The sequence below is a fragment of the Sphingomonas sp. genome, assembly GCF_039594485.1.
GTDB lineage: Bacteria > Pseudomonadota > Alphaproteobacteria > Sphingomonadales > Sphingomonadaceae > Sphingomonas.
The window spans coordinates 104,307-125,432 of sequence record NZ_JBCNNI010000005.1; the positions used below are offsets into that span (position 1 = coordinate 104,307).

Sequence of the window (21,126 nt, forward strand, 5' to 3'; positions counted from 1 at the left end):
GATTATAGACCGCTTCGGCGCTAATCCCGGTTGCGGTGCAGCAAATATGTAACACGCCCTGCAACCTTCCTGCCAAATGCGTGTTGATCCGGCAGCATGGTGTGCCGCGGATCTTCCGTAGCCGCCATGTTTTCAAGGACATGCAATATGGCGGATGCGAACGGAACCGTGATCGAGCGATTGGCGCTGATTGGTAATTTCCTGCCCCGGCAATGCGGGCTCGCGACCTTCACCACCGATGTCTATACGGCGATGCGCGATCGGTTCCCCGATGTGGCGGTCGATGTCTATGCGATGGACGATCACCCGGGCCGCTACGCCTATCCGCCCGCCGTCACGGCCGCCATCCCGCAGAACGAACGCAGCGCCTATATCGACATGGCCCGTCGGATCGACGCCAGCGGTGCGCAGGCCATTTGGGTCCAGCACGAATATGGCATCTATGGCGGGGCGGCGGGCGAGCATCTGCTCGCGCTGCTCGACCGTACCACGCTGCCGGTGATCGCGACGCTGCACACGGTCCTCGAAAAGCCCTCTGCCGACGAGCGCCGGGTGATGGAGGGGCTGCTCCGCCGCTGCGCCCGCATCATCGTGATGGCCGACAAGGGCCGCGACATTCTCCAGCGCGTCTATGGCGCCGATCCGCGCCAGATCGCGATGATCCCGCATGGCGTCCCCGACCGCGAACTCATCTCCCCCGATTCGATGAAGGCCCGGTTCGGCTGGGACGGGCGCAAGGTGGTGCTGACCTTCGGCCTGCTCGCCCCCAACAAGGGGATCGAGACGATCATCCAGGCACTTCCCGCCGTCGCCGCGCGTCATCCGCAACTGCTCTATGTCGTGCTGGGCGCGACCCATCCGAATCTGATCGCACATGAAGGCGAAGTCTATCGCGACCGGCTGAAGGCGCTGGCCGACACGCTGGGCGTCGCGGACAATGTCGCCTTTGTCGATGCGTTCGTCGAGCATGACGAACTGCTCGATTATCTCCAGGCGGCGGACATCTATGCCACGCCCTACAGCAATCCCGCCCAGATCACGAGCGGCACGCTGTCCTATGCGGTGGGCGTGGGCAAGGCGGTGATCTCCACCCCCTATGTTCATGCGACCGAAATTCTGGCCGACGATCACGGCGTGCTGGTCCCGTTCGGCGATGTCGCGGCCTTTGCGCGCGAGATCAACCGGCTGCTCGACGACGAGGCCGCGCGCACTCATTTGTCGAAGCGGGCCTATGCCCGTGGCCGGACCATGATCTGGCCGCGCCTGGCCGAGGCGGCGATGGAACAGTTCGGCACCGCGATCACCGCGCGTCCCAGGCGAATCAGCTTCGGCCACCAGAATTCGGTCAAGCCGCTCGCTCCCGACATGACCGCCGTCGAACGGATGAGCGATTCGACCGGCATGTTGCAGCATGCCATCTATTCGGTCCCCGATCGTCGCCATGGCTATTGCATCGACGACAATGCCCGGGCGCTGATCTTCATGACGCAGGCGCCGGATATCGACCCGGTGGTGCGCGACAAGTGGACGACCATCTACGCCTCGTTCCTGCAATATGCCTGGAACCCGGAGGCGCGGCGCTATCGCAACTTCATGCGCTTCGACCGGACATGGTGCGAGGATGTAGGGTCGGAGGATTCCAACGGCCGTACCCTCTGGGCGCTGGGCGTCGCTGCGCGCGACGCGCAACCATCGAAGCATCGGGACTGGGCGCAGATGTGGTTCGACGCCACCGCCTCGCTCGCGCTCGATCTCGGGTCGCTGCGGGCTCAGGCCTTTGCAATGCTGGGCGCCGCCGCCATGCTGGAGGCGCGGCCGGGGCACCAGTTGGCGCGCGCGATCCTGGAGAAGCTGCCCCCGCTGCATCTGGCCTTGCTGGAGGAAGCGCGGCGGCCCGAATGGCAGTGGTTCGAGATCGTCCTCGCCTATGACAATGCCCGCGTGCCCCAGGCGCTGATCGAGGCGGGGCGGGCGCTCGGCCGCCAGGATCTGGTCGATTGCGGCATTTCGACGCTGGACTGGATCGTCGCCAAGCAGACCTCGCCCGAGGGCCGGTTCCGGGCGGTGGGCAGCGAGAGCTTTGGCCGCCCCTATGCCGAGCCGTTGCAGTTCGACCAGCAACCGCTGGAGGCACAGGCGACGGTCGAGGCGTGTCGTTCGGCCTATCTGGCGACGCGCGACACGCGCTGGGTCGCCGAGGGCGAAAAGGCCTATGGCTGGTTCCTGGGCATGAACGACCTGGACCTGCCGCTCGCCACCGCAAGCGACGGCGGCTGTTTCGACGGGCTGATGCCCAACGGCCTCAACCGCAACCAGGGCGCGGAGTCGATTCTCGCCCTGCAACTGGCCAATTGCGCGATTGCAAGCCTTTGCCATTCCGCCGCATCCATGGCAGGAGCCGATCGTCACATCGCCTGATCGCTCATGCGAAAGGGGGATGGGATGAGCGTTTTGGTTATAGTGGCGAGACGGTAGCGCGATGGATTTGTTCAACCACCGGCTGCGGCTTCATGCCGATCCTTCGCGTGTCGTGGTGCGACCGTTCCATATCGCCTGGGGCGGTGGCAATGGTGCCCCTCCCAGCCGGACCGAGCGTCTGGTCGGCGAGGTGCTGGCCATGTCGCCACAGGAGGCGCGCGACCAGCTCGAAACCGTGCTGAAGGATTTCGAGGCGCGGCACTGGCAGACGCGGCGTGTGTTCATGACGCGCTATGACCAGATCGAGGATCTGCTCAAGCTCGACGGGTCGAAGATCAGCGACGAGAAGCGCCAGTTGATCGGCGCCTATTTCTGCCACGAATACAGCTATGCCGCCGCCGCGTTAATGAATCCGTCGGCGGTGCCGCATTTCGACCAGACCGGCATCCAGCCGGGATCGCAGCGTATCCTGATGTCGATGCGCGCGGTGGGCGAGGGGCATATCTCCTCGGTCGCCTTTCGCGAGGGCATCATCAACGACCAGAACCAGCTCCGCCTCGCGCCCGAGCCGCCCTTCGCGACGGCGACCGACGTGCATGGCTGGGGCGATGACGACATGCCCAACGGTCCCATCACGGTGCATCGTCACCGCGACTCGACCTTGTCGGGCACGGTCATCTTCCCGATCACCCAGGCCCAGTCCAAGGGGCTGGAGGACATGCGGATCGTCCAGTTCACGCATGACGGCGGTGCGCTGGAATGGATCGGGACCTACACCGCCTATGACGGCTCGGGCATCCAGTCCGAACTGATGCGCACCCGCGACTTCCGTGCGTTCGACCTCGTGCCGATGACCGGCTCGGCCGCGCGGAACAAGGGCATGGCGTTGTTCCCGCGCAAGGTCGGCGGGCAATATATGATGATCGGGCGGCAGGACGGCGAGAATCTGTTCCTGCTCAAGTCCGACTCGCTGACCCATTGGGAAGAGGGGGAGAAGATCCTCACCCCGGTCTATCCCTGGGAGCTGGTGCAGATCGGCAATTGCGGCCCGCCGATCGAGGTGGACGAGGGCTGGCTGCTCCTCACCCACGGCGTGGGCGCGATGCGCAAATATTCGATCGGTGCGGCGCTGCTCGACAAGAATGATCCGTCCAAGGTGCTTGGCCGGACGAAGCAGCCGATCCTGGCCGCCAAGGATCAGGATCGCGAGGGCTATGTGCCCAACGTCGTCTATTCCTGTGGCGCCATCCGCCACGCCGATTCGCTGTTCCTGCCCTATGGCATCGCGGACAGCTCGATCGGCTTTGCCTTTGTGAAGATCAGCGAGTTGCTGGCGGCAATGTAGCCAACTGCGTGACCACCTGGCGGCGCGTGTAGCGATATAGCGCCGCCAGCAGTCCCAGGAACACCAGGGTTCCCCCGATCAGCGCCGGGGAGGCGAAACCCGGTCCGACCAGGGCCAGGGGCGCGTCGGAATTGGTCAGATAGACGATCCCGGCAAAACCGACGCCCCACAGGCTTTCACCCACGATCAGGCCGGTCGCCGCCAGCACGCCCAGCCGCTCGGCCGCTTCTGGATTGGCGCTGCGCCTGGCCCAGCGGTCATAGACATGGCCGATCGTCGCGCCGATCACGACCGGCAGCGTCGCCGACATGGGCAGGTAAATGCCCAGCCCCACGCCCAGCGGCGGCAGGCGCAACCAGCCGAGCTTGCCCAGCCCTTCGTCGACGATGATCACACCGACGCCGACCAGCGCGCCGATGCCGATCATCCCCCAGTTGAGATCACCGCCCAGTACGCCCTTGGCGAGCGCCGAGATCAACGCGGCCTGCGGCGCGGAGAGCGCGTTCGGCCCCGCGCCCGGCGTACCCGCAAAGCCCAGCGTCGCATTGAGCAGGTCGAGCACCGGCGGGATGACCAGGCTGCCGAAGACGACGCCGATGACCAGCGCCACCTGCTGCTTCCACGGCGTCGCGCCGACCAGCTCGCCGGTCTTCAGGTCCTGGAGATTGTCGTTGGAGATGGTCGCGACGCCGAACACGACGCCGGTGACGATCAGCGCATAGGCGACCAGCGCCTGCGTCGTCTCGGGCGGGGTGCCGCGCCCGAACAGCCCGACGAGCAGCAGGGCGGCGGCGAGGACCGAGAGGATGCCGATCCCCGACACCGGGCTGTTCGACGCGCCGATCAGGCCCGCCATGTAACCGCAGACGGCGGCGATCACGAGGCCGATGAGCAGGATGAACAGCAGCGCGCCGCCGATCAGCGCCACCCCCGACGCCGCCAGCGGCCCGCCCGCGATCACCGACCAGAGCAGCCCCGCGATCGGCACCAGGGTCGCCAGCGCCACGGCGGCGACGATCCCGATCGGCAGGTCGCGTTCGCCGATGGCCAGCACGGCGCCATCCCGCCGGGCCGAGGAGGCGGCGAGCGAGGATCGGATGCCGCCGATCACCGGCCCGATGATCTTCAGCAGGGTCCAGATCGCCGCGACCCCGATCACGCCCGCGCCCAGGAAGCGGACGTCACGCGAAAAGATGCCGCCCGCCCATTCCGCGACCGGCCCGGTCGAGGGCGCCATGGCGGTCAGGATGGGCAGCGCCACCCACCATCCGATCGCGATCCCCGCCAGCATCGCGCACCCGACCGACAGGCCGACCAGATGCCCGACCCCGATCAGCGCGAAGGACAGTCCGCCCGAAATGCCGGTCGCCCCCGCGCCGGTGCGGAACCAGACGGACGCCTCGGCCACCGCCAGCTTGGTCTGGGTCACGATCGCGAAGGCCGCCGACGCGATGGCGTTGACGACGATCAGCCGCAGCCCCGTCGCGCTTTCCGCTTCGCCCTCCCGGCTGCCCGCACCGACCTTCAGCACTTCGGCGGCGGCGCGGCCTTCCGGGTAAGGCAGGTCGGTGTCGACCACCAGCGCGCGGCGCAACGGGACCGAGAACATGACGCCCAATATGCCGCCCGTCGCTGTGATCCCTGCGGTCAGGAGATAGGGGAAACCCTGCCACCAGCCGATCATGACGAGGCCGGGCAGCACGAAGATGATAGCCGCCAGCGTGCCGGCGGCCGAGGCGACCGTCTGGACGATGTTGTTCTCCAGCACCGAACTGTTCGGCAGATAGCGCAGGATCGCCATCGAGATGACCGCCGCCGGGATCGAGGTGGCGAAGGTCAGCCCGACCTTGAGCCCCAGATAGACATTGGCGGCGGTGAACAGCAGGGTGATCAACCCGCCCAGTGCGATACCGCGAAGGGTGAGTTCCGCGACGGGACGGGAGGAGGTCGGTGTGATGCTCATGCGCGCAGATGTGGCAGAGTGCGGGGCGCTCGCCTAGCATTTCGTGTGGGGGGCGGTGGCGGTGTCCCTTTGGCCTTCGATGGCATTCAGGCTGAACGGAGGTCGGGGAGCATTACCCCCGGAACAGATTCCCCAGCACCCCGCGCACCACCGCGCCCATGATTCCACCGCTGTTCGACCGGCGCCGTGACCCGCCACCGAACACCTGTTTGCCGATCTCGTTGGCAACCTGTCGTCCTAGCGAGGAACTGGCCGATCGCGCCGCGCTGGTCGCGATCTTGGCCCAGGGCGAGTTGGCGGTCTCGCGCTGTTCGGCGATGCGCGCGCGTTCGGCCTCCTTCGCGGCCTTCGCCTCGGCCTTGGCCGCTTGCGCCGCCTGTTTTTCGGCCTCGGTCGAGGCCTTGGCTTCCGCAGCGGCGGCGGCGGCTTCCTGCGTCTTGGTGGCGAGCAACTCCTCGGCCGATTCGCGGTCGATCGCCTGGTCGTATTTGGTGCCGACCGCATCGGTTTCGATCAGCACGCGGCGCTCCTCGGGCGTGGCGGGGCCGACTCGACTCCGCGGCGGGGCGATCAGCGTGCGCTCGACCGGCGAGGGCGATCCGTCGGACTGGAGCAGCGACACCAGCGCCTCGCCAACCTTCAATTCGGTGATCGCGGTGGCGACGTCGACGCCGGGATTGGCGCGGAACGTCTCCGCGGCCGAGCGGACCGCGGCCTGGTCGCGCGGTGTGAAGGCGCGCAGGGCATGCTGCACCCGGTTGCCAAGCTGTCCCGCGATCTTGTCCGGCACGTCGATCGGGTTCTGGGTGATGAAGTAAACACCGACCCCCTTGGACCGGATCAGCCGCACCACCCGCTCGATCGTGTCGACCAAAGCGGGCGCGGCCCCGTCGAACAGCAGATGCGCCTCGTCGAAGAAGAAGACGAGCCTGGGCTTGTCGGGGTCGCCGATCTCGGGAAGCTGCTCGAACAGTTCGGACAACAGCCACAGAAGGAAGGTGGCATAGAGCTTGGGGCTCGCCATCAACTGGTCGGCGGCCAGGATGTTGACGACGCCCCGGCCCGAATCGTCGGTACGGATCAGGTCGGCCAATTCCAGTGCGGGCTCGCCGAAGAAATGCTCGGCGCCTTGCGTGCGCAACTGGAGCAGCGCGCGCTGGATCGCGCCGACCGACTGCTTGGACACATTGCCATAGGTGGTGGTCAGCTCTTCGGCCCGCGCGGCGCACTCGGCCAGCATTGCCTGAAGATCGTCCAGATCGAGGAGCAGCAACCCTTCCTTGTCCGCGACATGGAAGGCGATGGTCAGCACGCCCTCCTGAGTCTCGTTCAGCCCCATCATCCGCGCGAGCAGCAGCGGCCCCATCTCCGACACGGTGGCGCGGACCGGATGGCCCTGGGTGCCGAACAGGTCCCAGAACTGCACCGGCGCGGCCTCATAGGCCCAGTCGGTCATCCCCAGTTCGGCGGCGCGCGCGGCAAAGGCGGCGTGGGTCTTTCCCAGCGCCGATCCGGCCATGCCCAGACCCGACAGGTCGCCCTTCACATCGGCGACGAAGCTGGGCACGCCCGCGCGTGAGAAGCCCTCCACCATGGTCTGCAGCGTCACCGTCTTGCCGGTGCCGGTCGCGCCCGCGATCAGGCCGTGCCGGTTCGCGCGCTTGAGGTCGATCGCCTGCGGCTTGCCGCCGCCCATGCCGATGAAGATGCCGTCCATGTCCCCATCTTATCGTCTGACGCGTCGGCGGGAATAGCAAAAGGGCCGCCGCATCCCCACGATGCGACGGCCCTGCCATGACGGACGGCTATCACCCCTACCCTGCCCCCCGCCGGGGAGCGGAAGGGGAGGGTGGAAGCCTTACTTGATGCGCAGCGGCATCAGGCGGTCGGCGATGCGGCCGCGCGTGATCTGCGCCAGCACCTGCGGACGGCCGGCGGCCTTGGCAGCGGCGACGATCTGCTGAACGTCGGCGGCGCTGCGAACCGGCTGTCCGTTGATCGCCGAGATGACGTCGCCGCGCTTCAGCTTGGAGGCGGCATCGCTCGACGGGTCCACCGCCGCGATCACCACGCCCTGCGTCGACGGATCGACATTGATCGCCCGCGCGATCGCCGGGGTCAGCGTCTGGACCGACAGGCCCAGGCCGCCACCGGCGGTCGGCGCGACCTGCGCATTGTCGTCATCGTCGGGGAAGGCGTCCGAGCCATCGCCCATCTGTGCCGCCAGTTCGTCGTTCGACGGACGCGTCGCGGCGGTCGCGGTCAGCGACAGCGGCTTGCCATTGCGCAGGATCTCGAGCTGGACGCGGCCGCCCGGTGGGACGTTGGCGATCAGATAGGACAGCGTCTGCTCGGGCGTGACCGACTGGCCGTTGACCTTGGTCACGACATCGAACGCCTTCAGGCCGGCCTTGGCGGCGGGACCGGCAGGCTCGACCTTGGCGATGACCTCGCCCTGCCCCTTGGGGATGCCCAGCGACGCCGCCACATCGTCGGTGACCGGGCCGCCGATCTGGACACCCAGATAGCCGCGCTCGATCTTCTGGCCCTTCATCAGCTTGTCGATGATCGGCTTGGCGTCCTCCGCCGGGATGGCGAAGCCGATGCCGATATTGCCGCCCGACTGCGAATAGATCTGGCTGTTGATGCCGATCACATTGCCGTTCATGTCGAACATCGGGCCGCCCGAATTGCCCTGGTTGATCGCGGCGTCGGTCTGGATGAAGCGGTCGTTCGCGCCGCCCTGGCCGGTGACGCGATGCACGGCCGAGACGATGCCGGCGGTGACGGTGCTCGACAGGCCGAAGGGCTGGCCGATCGCCAGCACCCAGTCACCGGGCCGCGCCCGCGACGAATCGCCGAAGCGGACGAAGGGCAGGTTCTGGCCATCGATCTTCAGGACTGCGAGGTCCGAGGTTTCGTCGCGGCCGACGACCTTGGCGGTATATTCCTTGCGGTCGTTCAGCGTGACGGTGATCGAGTCGACCGACGCCCCCTGCGCACCCGGCGCGATGACGTGGTTGTTGGTGACGATATAGCCGTCGGGCGAGATCAGGAAGCCCGAGCCCAGCGAGGCGCCTTCACGCTTTTGCGGCTGCGGCCCGGCCTGGCCGCCGAACTGGCCGAAAAAGCCCTCGAACGGAGTGCCCGCGAACGGATTCGCCTGCTGCTTCACGGTGATCGACTGCTTGGTCGAGATGTTGACGACGGCGGGCTGGAGCTTGGCGACCATGTCGGCGAAGCTCATCGGCGCACCGGCGCGGGGGGCGACCGCCTGGATCGCACCCGGTTCGTTCTGCGCGACTTGCGCGGTCCCGGGCTGGAGGGCCAGGGTCGCGGTCGCGCCGCCAAGAAGGAGCGCACTGGTGATGGCGTAGGCGTAGCGCACTGGGCTAAGGTCCTCTCAAAAAATTCAACTTGACCGTGCTCTATTTGTCACGATTTTGCTGAACGACGCTTGAATATGAACGAGCGGAAAGGTGGAATACCCACCTATCGGCCCGGCGCGGTGAATTCCTTCAGATAGCTGTTCTGCGGCGACAGAATGATCTGCGTGCTGCCATGTTCCTGATTGCTGCCGTCCGCGCCGAAGGTGTGGCGATAGGACTGCATCGCGCGGTAGAAATCATAGAAGCCCGCATCCTTGCCAAAGGCCTGGGCATAGATTTGCGCGGCCTGCGCATCGGCATCGGCGCGGACGATCTGCGCCTGCTTCTGCCCCTGCGCGGCGATGGTGATCGCCTCCTGCTGGCGCGCGGTCTGCATCCGGTTCAGCGCGCTTTGCAGCGGCGTCCCCGGCGGCAGTTCGGCTTCCTTGATCCGCACGTCGACGATCTGGACGCCATATTGCCGCGCGATCCGATCGAGCTGGACCTGGATCGCGTCCATTACCTGCCCCCGCTCCGGGCTGAGCAGTTCGGCGGACCGGCGCTTGCCCAGTTCGTTGCGCAGGGCCGAGCCGAAGATCGGGCTCAACTGCGCGATGACGCCGTCCACGCTGCCCGCCGTCGCCAGCATCTGGCGCGGATCGATCACCCGGAACCGGGCGAAGGCGTCGACATTCATGCGCAGCTGGTCGGTCGACAGCACCTGGGTCTTTTCCAGGTCGAGATCGAGCACCCGCTTGTCGACCCAGACGATCCGGTCGACAAAGGGAATGCGCGCGATCAGCCCCGCGCCGCTGTCGCCCAGTTGCTCACCGGGACGATAGCCGTTGATGATCCGGCGCGGCTGTTCGAAGCGATAGATCACCGCCTGCTTGGTTTCGGGCACGATGGCGAAGGTCGCCGCCGCGACGATCACCGCCACCAGCAACGCGACGCCCAGCACGATCGGGTTGCGAAGGGTCAGGCCGTTCACTGGCCACCTCCCTGCGTCGCCACGGGGGCGGCCACGTCGGGCGCGGGCGTCGCCGCCTTGCCCCTGGACAGCGGCAGATAGGGCACGACGCCCGGCGCCTCGACGATGGTCTTGTCCGACTTGGCCAGCACGGCCTCCATGGTCTCGTAATACATGCGGCGGCGGGTCACCTCGGGGGCGAGGCGATATTGCTCGTACATCTTGTCGAACTGCGCCGCTTCACCCTGGGCGCGCGCGATCACCTGTTCGGCATAGGAGCGCGCCTGGTTGACGTCGGCGATCGCCCGCTGCTGCGCGACCGTCACCTTGTTGAAATCGTCGACGATCTGTTGCGGCGGGGCGGCCTGCTTGATCGCCACGCCCTGGATCCGCACGCCCGAATGATATTCGTTCAGGATCGACTGGGTCAGTTCCTGCACCCGCTGGCCGATATCGGCGCGGCCCGAACCCAGCGCCTGGTCGAGCGTGGTCTGGGCGATCACCGTGCGCATTGCACTTTCGGCGACGGCGCGGACCGTTTCCTGCGGCTGGGCGAGGCGGAAGGCGAAATCACGCGGGTTGGAAATGTCCCAACGCACCGAATAGCTGAGGTCGATGATGTTCTGGTCGCGGGTCAGGACCAGATTTTCGCCCGATCCCTCCGGGAAATTCTCGGTGCGGATCTTCTGCACGTCCAGCACCCGGACGCTGGCGATCGGGGCGGGAGCGGTGATCTGGATGCCGGGTTCAAGAATGCCGGTATAGCGCCCGAAATAGGTGACGACGCCGCGCTGCTGCGGACCGATCGGATGGATCGAGGTGTAGAGCACCCAGATGCCGACCAGGATCGCCGCGCCGATCGCCCATAGCGTCCGTCCGCCCGCACCACCGGGCAGGCCGCCAAAGCCGCCCGATCCGCCGGGGCCCTCGCCCGGACCACCACCGCCCGAGCCGCGCGCCTTGCGGATGAACTCATCCAGCGCAGTGGGCTTGGAGGACGCCTTGCGGCCGCCCGGCGGCACCGCCCAGGGATTGCGGGGGCCGCCTTCGGAATCCTCGCCGGACCCGCCCCAGGGGCCTTTCGGCGTTTCGGCGGCTAGAATGGGGGGGCGTCGCAAACGGCCCATCAGCTTTCTCATGATCATCGTTATAGGAACGGTTCGCCGACAAAAACAGTGGCAAGCCGCGCTTCGCGTCCTATCTGCCCGTCATGAGCATGATCGAGCGGGTAAAGGCGGCGGTGACCGCGGTGGCGGGAAAGCGCGCAAGCGTGCGGATGGAGGGTGCGCGGGCGGGCGTCGTGCTGGACACGACCGGGCTCGACGGCGCGGGCCGCCACGCGCTGGAGGAGGAGGTCAAGGCCGCCGCGATGCAGCCCGGCGTCGAGGACGTCCGCGTCGTCCTGACCGCCGAGAAACGCGAGCGGCGGATCCTTGCGGTGGCCAGCGGCAAGGGCGGGGTGGGCAAGTCGACCCTGTCGGCCAACCTCGCCATCGCGCTGGCCCGCGCCGGGCGCAGGACCGGCCTGGTCGATGCCGATATCTACGGCCCGTCGCAGCCCCGGCTGATGGCGGCAGAGGGGGTGAAGCCCGTCGCGCAGGATGGCAGGCTGCAACCCGTGCCGACGCCCTATGGCGTGTCGCTGCTGTCGATGGGACAGTTGGTCGAACCGGACAAGGCGATCGCCTGGCGCGGACCGATGGCGGCGGGTGCGCTCAGCCAGCTGGTCGATGGCGACTGGGGGGCGACCGAACTGCTGGTCCTCGACCTGCCGCCGGGCACGGGCGACGTGCAGCTGACCATGGTGCAGAAACATCGCCCGGCGGGGGCGGTGATCGTCTCCACGCCGCAGGATCTGGCGCTGATCGATGCGCGCCGTGCGATCGACCTGTTCGCCAAGGCGGGCGTGCCGATTATCGGCCTGGTCGAGAATATGGCCGGTTATTGCTGCCCGCATTGCGGCGGCATCTCCGACCCGTTCGGATCGGGCGGGGCCGAGGCGGCGGCGGCGGAACTGGGCATTCCCTTCCTGGGCCGGGTGCCGCTGACCATCGCGATCCGCACTGCCTCCGATGCGGGGCAGCCGCCTGCGGCGGGCGAGGGGGACGAGGTCTTCGCGCCCATCGCCGCGCGTGTCGAGGCATGGCTGGACGGCAACGCGACGGGCGCATGAAACCGGCGCGGCGACGGAGCGTTGGAGCCCGATAGACCGCCCCCGTCCCCTTGACCTGCAAGCCGGACCAGGCGGTCGTGAAGGGGATTGTCCATGCCGTTGACCGCCGATGAGGATATCCGCGCTTTGTTGGGCGAGGCGCGCACGATCGCGATGGTGGGGGCGTCGGACCGCCCGGATCGCCCCTCTTACGGCGTAATGAAGCGGCTGCAGGACCATGGCTACCGCGTGATCCCGGTCAATCCGCAGATCACCGGCGAGCATGTGCATGGCGAGTTCATATTCCGCGAACTGGGGCAGTTGGGCGACCCCATCGACATCGTCGATATCTTTCGCCGGTCCGACGCGGTCGGCCCGATCGTCGATGAGGCGATCGCGATCGGTGCGAAGGCCGTCTGGATGCAATTGGGCGTCGTCAACGAGGAAGCGGCCGCGCGGGCCGAGGCGGCGGGGCTGAAGGTCGTGATGGACCGCTGCCCGGCGATCGAGATTCCGCGCCTGGGCGTTCCCCCGGTCGACGCGGGTTGAACGACTTGGAGAAGCTGATCGGAGCGCCCTGAAAGGAGGATATGGACGATGATGCCGGTGCCGTTGCTGATGCTGCTGGCCGCGCCCCAGGCGGAGGGGGCACGCCATCTTGTCCTGCCCCGCCTGACCCATGGATGCGGCGGGGTGTCCTGCGCCAGCGCCCGTCCGTCCCCCTATAGGCTGGGGCGGGATTCGACGGTGCCGATCGATGCCAAGGCGCGTGCCTTCGCCAACGACGGCACCTATTGCGCGGTGGTCGGCGACAAATATTGCACCAGCAAGCCGCGCACCCTGCTCCGCATGCCGATCGGCCCGTAACAGCCGCGCCATGACGCTGGCGCATCGCGGCGGAAGCAGGCATGATCGGTCGAGCCGGGGCGGCCGCACCGCCTGGGCAGGCTGGATGCCGGGAGGGCGTGGTGATGGTCCTGGGGGTGATGCTGCTGGTCGCGGGCGTTCAGGGCGAGATGCCGTCGCCGCCTCCCTCGGTCGATATGATCGTCGCCAGGACGCGGCGGCTGACCAGCGTCGAAACCCATTGCGTCTATGATCCAAATTCGACGGACATCTCGGTCTGCGGCCGGCGCAACGCGGATCGCTTTCGCGTGCCGTTCGAATCGACCTATGAGCCCGGCGATCCGCGGCATGAGGGCGTGATGGACGAACGCACCCGCCTGATGGCGCGCAGCACGCCGTTGCGGGATCTGTCGCCCTTTCAGGTCGGCGGCGGCCATGTCGGCGTTACGGTCGAAACCGGCGGGCGTCGTGGAGCGCCGACCCTCCGAAAGCCCGCGCCATGACGATCCTGATCGCGCTGGCGCTCCAGGCCGCCTCCACGCCACCGACTCGAACGCCCGAGGGCGGCGAGCGCTTTTCGATCCTGGCCCGCGATCCGTGCCCGCCCTCGGCCGGAAGCGCGGCGGATATCGTCGTCTGTGGCCGCCGACAGGCCGATGACCGGCTGACCCTCAACAAGGACGAGCCGCCTGCCGGGCCCGCGCCATCGAATCCAGAGATGACCGGCATCGGTGCGTTGCGGGCGTCGAGTACGCCCTGCGCCGCCCGGATCGGCGGGTGTCAGGTCGGCTTCAACCTGCTGGCCCCGGCGCTGCTGCTCGCCAACGAGGCCCGGATCGGAATCAGCAAGCTGGTCGACAAGGCCCGCGACAAGAGCAACCGCGTGCCCATCGCCCTCGACGGACCGGGACCGAGCGGGCATCTCGAACCCTGATCCCCGTCCCGCCGCGAAGGCTCTTCCATGTCTTTCGTTGCAGGGAAGGATTGGAGGACCGGCAGTCCGATGCCGATCCGGCCTTAGGCCTGCCGGACCCGGCGCGCGGCGCGCGCCGAGGGGGGCGGGGTGAACCAGTCGGTCAGCCCCAGGCCGGTCTCCGCCATGGCGCGCAGCACCACTTGTCCGGCGGCACGTGCATCGCTGAGCGCGTCGTGGTGGCGATGCTCCAGGTCCAGGAACGCCGCGAGCGTGTTGAGCTTGTGATTGGGCAGTTCGGGCCAGGCCCGCCTGGCTATGGTCACGCTGTCCAGCCAGCGCGCGGCGATGGGGGGCAGGGCGTCGCGCTCGCACGCGCGGCCCAGCGCGCCCTTGTCGAACCCCGAATGCGCCACCGTCACCCGTCCGCCCAGATGCTCTGCCAGGTCGGGGTGGAGCGCGGCGAAGGTGGGCTTGCCCAGCACATGATCGGCGGTGATGCCGTGGATGCCGATGTTGAACGCGCTGAATTCGTCGCACGGGTCGACCAGCGTCTCATAGGCCAGGACCTCCACGCCATTCGCATAGCCGACAATGCCGATCTGGCAGATGCTGCTGGTGCGCTGACAGGCGGTTTCGACGTCGATGACCACGAAATCGGGGGAGATCATGCCAGACCCCTTAGCGGTATCGTGCCGCTCAAGCAATAAAAGGTCGCGTGATGGCTCGACAGCGACCGTTTCTATCCGCTACCGGCCGGGCTTCAAACACGCTCGGGATACAGGAATAGGATATGGGCGACGCATTGCGGGTGGCTTTGGCGGGACTCGGCACGGTGGGCGGCGGCGTCATTCGCCTGCTCGACGCGAACCGTGACCTGATTACCCGGCGCGCGGGCCGCCCGATCGAGATCGTCGCCGTCTCCGCGCGCGACCGGACCAAGGACCGCGGCGTCGACCTGTCGCGTTTCGAATGGGTGGACGACACCGCCGCGCTCGCCGCGCACCCCGATGCCGATGTGGTGGTCGAACTGATCGGCGGATCGGACGGTCCGGCGCTGACGCTGGCGCGTACCGCGCTCGAGGCCGGGCGCGGCTTCGTGACCGCCAACAAGGCGATGCTGGCGCATCATGGGCTGGAACTGGCGCAGAAGGCGGAGGCGTCGAACGCCGCGCTGAAGTTCGAGGCGGCGGTGGCGGGCGGCATCCCGGTCATCAAGGGCTTGCGCGAAGGGGCGGCGGCCAATGCCATCGCACGGGTCTATGGCATCCTCAACGGCACCTGCAATTTCATCCTGTCCAAGATGGAGGCGGAGGGTCGCGACTTTGCCGAGGTGCTCGCCGAAGCGCAGGCGCTGGGCTATGCCGAGGCGGACCCCAGCTTCGACATTGACGGGGTCGACGCGGCGCACAAGCTGTCGATCCTGGCCGCCATCGCGTTCGGGACGCAGCCCGCATTCGGCGATGTCGCGATCGGCGGCGTGCGCCATGTGCTGGCGGCGGACATCGCGCAGGCGGCGTCGCTTGGCTACCGCGTGCGGCTGGTCGGCGTCGCGGAGGAAGGCGCGAACGGCCTGTTCCAGCGGGTGCACCCGCATCTGGTGCCGCTCGACCATCCGCTGGCGCATGTCACCGGCTCGACCAACGCGGTCGTGGCAGAGGGCAATTTCGTCGGCCGCCTGCTGTTCCAGGGCGCGGGCGCAGGCGACGGCCCGACCGCCAGCGCGGTGGTGGCCGACCTGATCGACATCGCGCGCGGCGAATATGGCGCATCCTTCGCCATGCCCGCGCATGAGCTGACGCCCGCGCCCAAGGCCGACAGCGGCGAGCGGCGCGGTCGCGCCTATCTGCGCTTCACGGTGCAGGACAAGGTCGGCGTGCTGGCCGAGATCGCCGCCGCGATGCGCGACGCGGGCGTGTCGATCGAAAGCCTGATCCAGCGCGGCGAGGCGGCGGACGGTGGCGTGATGATCGCGATCGTCACCCATGAAGGGCCGGAACGCGCGGTCGCCCAGGCGCTGGAACGTCTGCGCGGCAGCCAGAGCCTGGTCGGCCAGCCGCTGCTGATGCATATATTGGGGTGAGAAATTCCTCCCCTGCAAGGGGAGGTGGCAGGCTGAAAGCCTGACGGAGGGGTGTCGCGGCCAGCGATGACGCCCCTCCACCATGCCGCGCATGGTCTCCCCCTTCGCGGGGGAGGAACAGGACTTACTTCTTGATGAGTCCGATCTCGACCAGCCGCTCGAACAGATAGTCGTGCGCGGTGATCGGCTCGGGATAGCGGTCCGGGTGCCCCTCGCTGATCGTGCCGGGCAGCGTCTTGATCAGGAAATCGGGCGCGGGGTGCAGGAAGAAGGGCATCGAATAGCGCGAGAAGCCGCGGCGCTCGACCGGCGGATTGACCACCCGGTGCGTGGTCGAGGGCAGGACATGGTTGGTCAGCCGTTGCAGCATGTCGCCGACATTGACCACCATCGCGCCCTCGGGTGGACGGATCGCCAGCCACTCGCCCGAATCGCGGTCGAGCAATTCCAGCCCCGCTTCCTCGGCGCCGAGCAACAGGGTGATGAGGTTGATATCCTCATGCGCGCCCGCCCGCACGCCCTCTGCATCGGCCGGGATCGGCGGATAGTGGAGCAGGCGCAGCACCGAATTGCCGTCCTTGACCGCCGGGTCGAACCAGTGGGGGTCGAGCTTCAGATGCCGCGCGATCGCCGAGAGCAGCCGGTCGCCCGCCTTGTCGAAGGCAGAGAACAGCTCGACGAAATCCTCGCGGAACCCCTCCGGCCGCGCGGGCCAGATATTGGCGGGCATCCGGTCCGCATAAGCATGGCCCTCGGGCAGTTCGCGGCCGACATGCCAGAACTCCTTGAGGTCGACGACCTTGGCATCCTTGGCGATCTCGGTCTTGAACGGCGTGTAGCCGCGCGCCCCGCCGCCGCCGGGCACGTGATAGCCGCGCTTCTCCTCCTCGGGCAGGTCGAACAGGGCCTTGGTCTGCGCCCAGGCGCGGTCGATCAGGTCGGCGGGGACGCCGTGGTCCGCGACGATCGCGAATCCGAACCGCTCGAACGATTCGCCGAGCGCGGCGGCGAAACCTTCGGGATCGCGGTCCTGATCGGCGAGGCTGAGCGTCGGAACCTCGGCGGAGCGGGTGTCGGTCATGGCAATATGTCCAGAAAATCTAACAAGCTGCGATCACTATAACGCCGCCGTCATATCCGAACAGGGGAGGTTATCCTCCGAGTGTGATCGTGCCCGTCGATCGATCGGTTCCGGCCGGACGCAGGTCGACGCGGATCGGCTTTTCCTCCGCCGTGGTGCCGACCAGCGTGCCGTTCTGATCGGTCAGGGTGAAGTCGGCATCCTCCATCTTGTCCCGGAACCAGCCGCGCACCGTTGCCGGGGCGGCAGGGCTGTCGAAGGTCATGACGAACGCCTTGTCGCGGCCATTGCCGACATCGACGTTGCGGATCTTCGAGCCGGGATAGAGGTGCACGCCGTTCAGCTCGAAATTATCGGCCTCCAGCGACACCTTGGGCAGCTTGAACGCGCCGGTAAAGCCGGGCAGCGCCAGCTTCACCTCGCCCGACTTGCCATCGACCGCCGCCAGCGTCTCTCCGTCCGAACTGTTGATCGTCACCGACGTCCCACCGGTCGGCCGATCGCATCCCGACAGCGCCAGCGCGGCGAGCAGCGGCAGGGCGAGGCCGTAGTGGTAAAGTGAGGCCATGACGGTGTGTCTCCTTCTGCCAATGGAAGCGGACAGCAAGTTTCCGCTGAAAAGCCTGTCGGTGTGCTGAATACGGCGGCCATCCCAACTCGCCTGGACGGTGTTCAGGAGCAGGAGGCACCCGAATCCAGGTTGCGAATGGCGTGCGGGCGTCGTCAGGAGATTTGGCGCGTCCATGGTGTCTCCGGCTGGTTTCCAGTGGGCATGGCGGTTTCTCGAATGATGGAGATGGCGCGCTGCCTGCCCGGTGATCAGGCGCGGATTCTCCCAGCCAGGTGGAAACCCACATGGCTGGCTGCGTTGGGTGTCGAGCCGGTTTTCCGGTTTCCCTCGACCTCGATCCCGCCTAAGGGAGCCGCCATCATGTCCGAAATCCGTTCTGCCGCCCCGGCCGCGTCCGTCGCGGCTGAACCGCCCGGCGCCCCCATCGGCTTTGTCGAATTCGTCCTCCTGATCGCGGCGCTGATGGCGCTGACCGCGCTGGGGATCGATTCGATGTTGCCGGCCCTTCCCGCCATCGGGAAGGCTCTGGACGCGTCACCCGCCGCGCGGCCTTTTGTCGTTACCGCCTTCCTGATCGGGTTCGGGGTGGCGCAGCTTGCGCATGGGCCGCTGGCGGATCGTTATGGGCGGCGGCGGGTGCTGATCGTCGCGCTGGTCGTCTATATCATCGCAAATGGTGCGGCGGCGGTGGCGGGGAGCTTCGCGCTGCTGTTGATCGCCCGCGTCTGTGCGGGGGCGGCGATCGCGGCGACGCGGGTCGCGACGGTGGCATTGGTCCGCGACTGCTATCATGGGCGCGCCATGGCACAGGTCATGTCGATCGCCTTCATGGTGTTCATGGTCGTGCCGATCCTCGCGCCAGCCTTTGGGGAGTTGGTGCTGCTGTTCGGCAATTGGCGGCTGATCTTCTGGACGATCACGGTGCTGGCGGCGCTGGTGCTCGCCTGGTTTGCCATCCGCATGCCCGAGACGCTGCGGCCCGAGGCCCGGCAGCCCATCTCGGCGCGCCGGATCTGGAATGGCTGGCGCGAAACGGCGCTGGATCGGTTGTCGCTGGGCTATACGCTGGCCGCGACCGCGCTGATGGCGGCGCTCTATGGCTATCTGAACTCGGTGCAGCCGATCATGGCGGAGACGTTCGGGCGCGAAAAGCTGCTCGCGCTGATCTTCGCCACGACCTCTGTGACGATGGCGGCGGCGAATCTGCTCAACTCGCGGATCGTCATGCGGCTGGGTACCCGGCTGATCAGCCATAGCGCGGTGGCGATCCTGATCATCGTCTCCGCGCTGCATCTGGCGATCGCGCAGGTGGGCGGCGAATCGCTGGTCGTGTTCGCGGTGCTCCAGGCGATCACCATGGCCTGTTTCGGCCTTGCGACGTCCAATTTCTCGGCGATGGCGATGGAGAATATGGGGCGGATCGCGGGCACCGCGTCGAGCGTGCAGGGCTTTGCCAGCGTCACCATCGGATCGGTGATCGGGGCCGGCATCGGCCAGGCGTTCGACGGGACGACCCGGCCGTTGACCCTGGGCTTCCTGATCGCGGGCTGTGCGGCCTTCGCCTTCGTCTTCCTGACCGAGCGTGGGCGGATGTTCCGTCCCGCCTGATCGGATCGGTTCGCGCGCCGTTCGTGCCCCGTTGATGCCCACCCCGGAACCGGCCGGGCCACCACGCCGTTCCTTCTCCTATCGATCACAGGAGGCAAGGATGGGTGGACATCAGATTCCCGGTCAGGGCACCGGCGACGATGGCTGGGACGAGGAAGGCTATGACGAAAGCCAGCGCGCCGAAATCCTGGAGGCGACGCGCGACGGCCCCAGCGACGGCGTCCTGATCACCGATATCGATCCCGATCTGGGCGACGATACGGTCGAGGACGAGCCGATCGACGAACTGGACATGGATTCCGAGGAGGTCGGCGAAACCGACGCTTCGGTCGACATGGACGCCGAGGATATCGACGAAGACGATCTGCAGGACGATTTCGACGAGGATCGCGTGGCCGACGGCGACATATCCGAAGCCGAAGACGCAGCCCTCCGGCCATGATGCGCCTTCCGGCCGCGCTGGCCGCCGGCGGGATCGTGCTGGTCGGATGTTCGACCCTGCCCGATCGCAGCGCGGGCCTGCCCCCGATGGTGTCGACGACGTTCCAGTGCGAAAATGGCAGCCGCTTTTGGGTGCGCTTCGACAATCGCGACGACAGCGCGCTGCTGCGTTTCGGGAACGAGGCGGATCGTCGTGACGACCTGGCCGTTCGGCTGGAAGGTCAGCCGGTCGCCTCGGGCCTGCATTATGCTGGCTTCGGGCATGACCTGCGCGGCAAGGGGAGTGAGGTGGTTTTGACACGCCCCACGGGCGAATCGCTTCGGTGCAGTGCCGTCCGTTGAGTTCAGTCGGAGGCATCGCGGCCGAAAAATGGCGCAAAACCGCGATTGCCCCAATCTGTTCGCAATTGGTTCATCTTGGTGACAGGAACTGTGTCCTCGCTGCCACAGGTTTCGGACAGGCGATCGGAAATGTCGGGTTTCATGCAACTCATGGCGATGTTGCCGGTTAAGCGGGCCTGGGCTGAGCGGTCTGATCCGCCGCCCCACATAGAATAAGAGAAGGGTATCTCGTATGCGTAAGCTTTCCCTCGTCGCCGCTGCGGCGGCCGCGTTCGTTGCCGTGCCCGCCATGGCGCAGGACATGAACACCACCGACACCACGGCGGCTCCGGCCCCCGCCGCGACCGCTCCCGACGGCACCCGTGCCTTCGGTATCGAGCCCTATGTCGCGATCATGGGTGGTTGGGAGCAGTTCGACCGCCAGTCGGTCGCCGGCATCCCCGCGCAGCCCAAGGGGTATAACCTGGACGGCGCGCTGATCGAGGGCATCGTCGGCGCCAACGTTCCGCTGGGCCCCGTGTTCATCGGTGCCGAGGGCTCGGTCGCCAAGGGCGTGTCGGGTGACATCGACTGGCAGTATGGCGCCTATGGCCGCGCGGGCTTCCGCGCCGGTGAGAGCGGCCTGTTCTACGGCAAGGTCGGCTATCGCTGGAACAACTTCCACAACTTCGCACCCGGCGTCTCGGGCGACCTGAAGCGCGACTATCACGGCACCGTGTACGGCGTCGGCGCCGAAGTCGGCCCGAAGGACATCGGTCTGGGCGGCCTGACCGGCAATTCGGGTCTGCGCCTCCGCATGGAAGTTTCGACCTTCGACGACGCGCATTCGTTCCGCCCGATGGCGGGTGTCGTCGCACACTTCTGATCCTTTCAGGATCCAGTTGGCTTAAGGACACGGGGTTCGGCAGCGATGCCGGACCCCGTTTTCCTTTGTACGCCCGCTCCCCATATCGATGGCGATGGTCGGACGGGTAAAGCGAAAGGCGGGGCTTGCGGCCGCCACCGAACGGGTCGAACGGCAACCC

At 67.2% G+C, this 21,126-nt stretch carries 21 protein-coding genes; 12 read left to right on the forward strand and 9 right to left on the reverse strand.

Annotated features, from left to right (window positions below; all coding sequences use genetic code 11):
- The first annotated feature begins 147 nt into the window (after positions 1-147).
- Together ABDV78_RS03580 and ABDV78_RS03585 are read left to right on the forward strand one after the other, a co-directional pair.
- Positions 148-2,418, forward strand: a complete 2,271-nt coding sequence (locus ABDV78_RS03580; RefSeq protein WP_343525829.1) for a glycosyltransferase family 4 protein — start codon at positions 148-150, stop codon at positions 2,416-2,418.
- A gap of 61 nt (positions 2,419-2,479) precedes the next feature.
- Entirely contained in the window at positions 2,480-3,763 is a 1,284-nt protein-coding gene (locus ABDV78_RS03585; RefSeq protein WP_343525830.1) for a glycoside hydrolase family 130 protein, read from the forward strand.
- On the opposite strand, the gene ABDV78_RS03590 is transcribed toward ABDV78_RS03585, so the two are convergent.
- From ABDV78_RS03590 to ABDV78_RS03610, 5 genes are all read right to left on the reverse strand, one after another.
- Entirely contained in the window at positions 3,738-5,726 is a 1,989-nt protein-coding gene (locus tag ABDV78_RS03590; RefSeq protein WP_343525831.1) for an oligopeptide transporter, OPT family, read from the reverse strand. The two genes, ABDV78_RS03585 and ABDV78_RS03590, sit on opposite strands and share 26 nt — an antisense overlap.
- Positions 5,727-5,838: 112 nt before the next feature.
- Positions 5,839-7,443 carry a helicase HerA-like domain-containing protein gene (locus ABDV78_RS03595; RefSeq protein ID WP_343525832.1) on the reverse strand — a complete coding sequence of 535 codons (1,605 nt, stop codon included), beginning with the start codon at positions 7,441-7,443 and terminating at the stop codon, positions 5,839-5,841.
- 141 nt (positions 7,444-7,584) lie between these two features.
- Entirely contained in the window at positions 7,585-9,114 is a 1,530-nt protein-coding gene (locus tag ABDV78_RS03600; protein ID WP_343525833.1) for a Do family serine endopeptidase, read from the reverse strand.
- Between the two features lie 104 nt (positions 9,115-9,218).
- Positions 9,219-10,085, reverse strand: a complete 867-nt coding sequence (locus ABDV78_RS03605; protein WP_343525834.1) for a protease modulator HflC — start codon at positions 10,083-10,085, stop codon at positions 9,219-9,221.
- On the reverse strand, positions 10,082-11,203 hold the full coding sequence (locus tag ABDV78_RS03610; RefSeq protein ID WP_343525835.1) for a protease modulator HflK: 1,122 nt from the start codon (positions 11,201-11,203) through the stop codon (positions 10,082-10,084). The genes ABDV78_RS03605 and ABDV78_RS03610 overlap by 4 nt, the downstream gene beginning before the upstream one ends.
- Positions 11,204-11,274: 71 nt before the next feature.
- On the opposite strand from ABDV78_RS03610, the gene ABDV78_RS03615 reads away from it, so the two are divergent.
- The 5 genes from ABDV78_RS03615 (at position 11,275) to ABDV78_RS03635 (ending at position 13,996) form a co-directional block, all read left to right on the forward strand.
- Entirely contained in the window at positions 11,275-12,237 is a 963-nt protein-coding gene (locus ABDV78_RS03615) for a P-loop NTPase (RefSeq protein ID WP_343525836.1), read from the forward strand.
- Between the two features lie 93 nt (positions 12,238-12,330).
- Complete coding sequence (locus ABDV78_RS03620) at positions 12,331-12,765, forward strand: CoA-binding protein (RefSeq protein WP_343525837.1); 435 nt, start codon at positions 12,331-12,333, stop codon at positions 12,763-12,765.
- Between the two features lie 48 nt (positions 12,766-12,813).
- Positions 12,814-13,083 (forward strand): hypothetical protein, encoded by a 270-nt coding sequence (locus ABDV78_RS03625; RefSeq protein WP_343525838.1) that lies wholly within the window; start codon positions 12,814-12,816, stop codon positions 13,081-13,083.
- Positions 13,084-13,124: 41 nt separating this feature from the next.
- Positions 13,125-13,565 (forward strand): hypothetical protein, encoded by a 441-nt coding sequence (locus tag ABDV78_RS03630; protein ID WP_343525839.1) that lies wholly within the window; start codon positions 13,125-13,127, stop codon positions 13,563-13,565.
- Positions 13,562-13,996, forward strand: coding sequence for a hypothetical protein (locus tag ABDV78_RS03635; protein ID WP_343525840.1), 435 nt, complete (start codon positions 13,562-13,564; stop codon positions 13,994-13,996). The genes ABDV78_RS03630 and ABDV78_RS03635 overlap by 4 nt, the downstream gene beginning before the upstream one ends.
- An 83-nt stretch (positions 13,997-14,079) precedes the next feature.
- Here the strand turns inward: ABDV78_RS03635 and ABDV78_RS03640 are convergent, their stop codons facing one another.
- The gene (locus ABDV78_RS03640) at positions 14,080-14,646 is read right to left on the reverse strand and encodes a 3'-5' exonuclease (protein WP_343525841.1); all 567 of its coding nucleotides are present in this window, start codon (positions 14,644-14,646) and stop codon (positions 14,080-14,082) included.
- 122 nt (positions 14,647-14,768) lie between these two features.
- Here ABDV78_RS03640 and ABDV78_RS03645 point away from each other — a divergent pair, with 122 nt between their 5' ends.
- On the forward strand, positions 14,769-16,058 hold the full coding sequence (locus ABDV78_RS03645; RefSeq protein WP_343525842.1) for a homoserine dehydrogenase: 1,290 nt from the start codon (positions 14,769-14,771) through the stop codon (positions 16,056-16,058).
- 124 nt (positions 16,059-16,182) lie between these two features.
- Here ABDV78_RS03645 and ABDV78_RS03650 read toward each other — a convergent pair whose 3' ends face one another.
- Both ABDV78_RS03650 and ABDV78_RS03655 read right to left on the reverse strand, forming a co-directional pair.
- Positions 16,183-17,139: a 2-oxoglutarate and iron-dependent oxygenase domain-containing protein gene (locus tag ABDV78_RS03650; RefSeq protein ID WP_343525843.1), complete on the reverse strand. Its 957-nt coding sequence runs from the start codon at positions 17,137-17,139 to the stop codon at positions 16,183-16,185.
- Positions 17,140-17,209: 70 nt separating this feature from the next.
- Positions 17,210-17,707: a hypothetical protein gene (locus tag ABDV78_RS03655; RefSeq protein WP_343525844.1), complete on the reverse strand. Its 498-nt coding sequence runs from the start codon at positions 17,705-17,707 to the stop codon at positions 17,210-17,212.
- 363 nt (positions 17,708-18,070) lie between these two features.
- On the opposite strand from ABDV78_RS03655, the gene ABDV78_RS03660 reads away from it, so the two are divergent.
- From ABDV78_RS03660 to ABDV78_RS03670, 3 genes are all read left to right on the forward strand, one after another.
- On the forward strand, positions 18,071-19,318 hold the full coding sequence (locus ABDV78_RS03660; protein ID WP_343525846.1) for a multidrug effflux MFS transporter: 1,248 nt from the start codon (positions 18,071-18,073) through the stop codon (positions 19,316-19,318).
- A gap of 100 nt (positions 19,319-19,418) precedes the next feature.
- On the forward strand, positions 19,419-19,760 hold the full coding sequence (locus ABDV78_RS03665; protein WP_343525847.1) for a DNA primase: 342 nt from the start codon (positions 19,419-19,421) through the stop codon (positions 19,758-19,760).
- Positions 19,757-20,101 carry an MliC family protein gene (locus ABDV78_RS03670; protein WP_343525848.1) on the forward strand — a complete coding sequence of 115 codons (345 nt, stop codon included), beginning with the start codon at positions 19,757-19,759 and terminating at the stop codon, positions 20,099-20,101. The genes ABDV78_RS03665 and ABDV78_RS03670 overlap by 4 nt, the downstream gene beginning before the upstream one ends.
- A gap of 2 nt (positions 20,102-20,103) precedes the next feature.
- Here the strand turns inward: ABDV78_RS03670 and ABDV78_RS03675 are convergent, their stop codons facing one another.
- On the reverse strand, positions 20,104-20,244 hold the full coding sequence (locus tag ABDV78_RS03675) for a hypothetical protein (RefSeq protein ID WP_343525849.1): 141 nt from the start codon (positions 20,242-20,244) through the stop codon (positions 20,104-20,106).
- A gap of 89 nt (positions 20,245-20,333) precedes the next feature.
- On the opposite strand from ABDV78_RS03675, the gene ABDV78_RS03680 reads away from it, so the two are divergent.
- On the forward strand, positions 20,334-20,966 hold the full coding sequence (locus ABDV78_RS03680; RefSeq protein ID WP_343525850.1) for an opacity protein: 633 nt from the start codon (positions 20,334-20,336) through the stop codon (positions 20,964-20,966).
- Positions 20,967-21,126 lie beyond the last annotated feature (160 nt).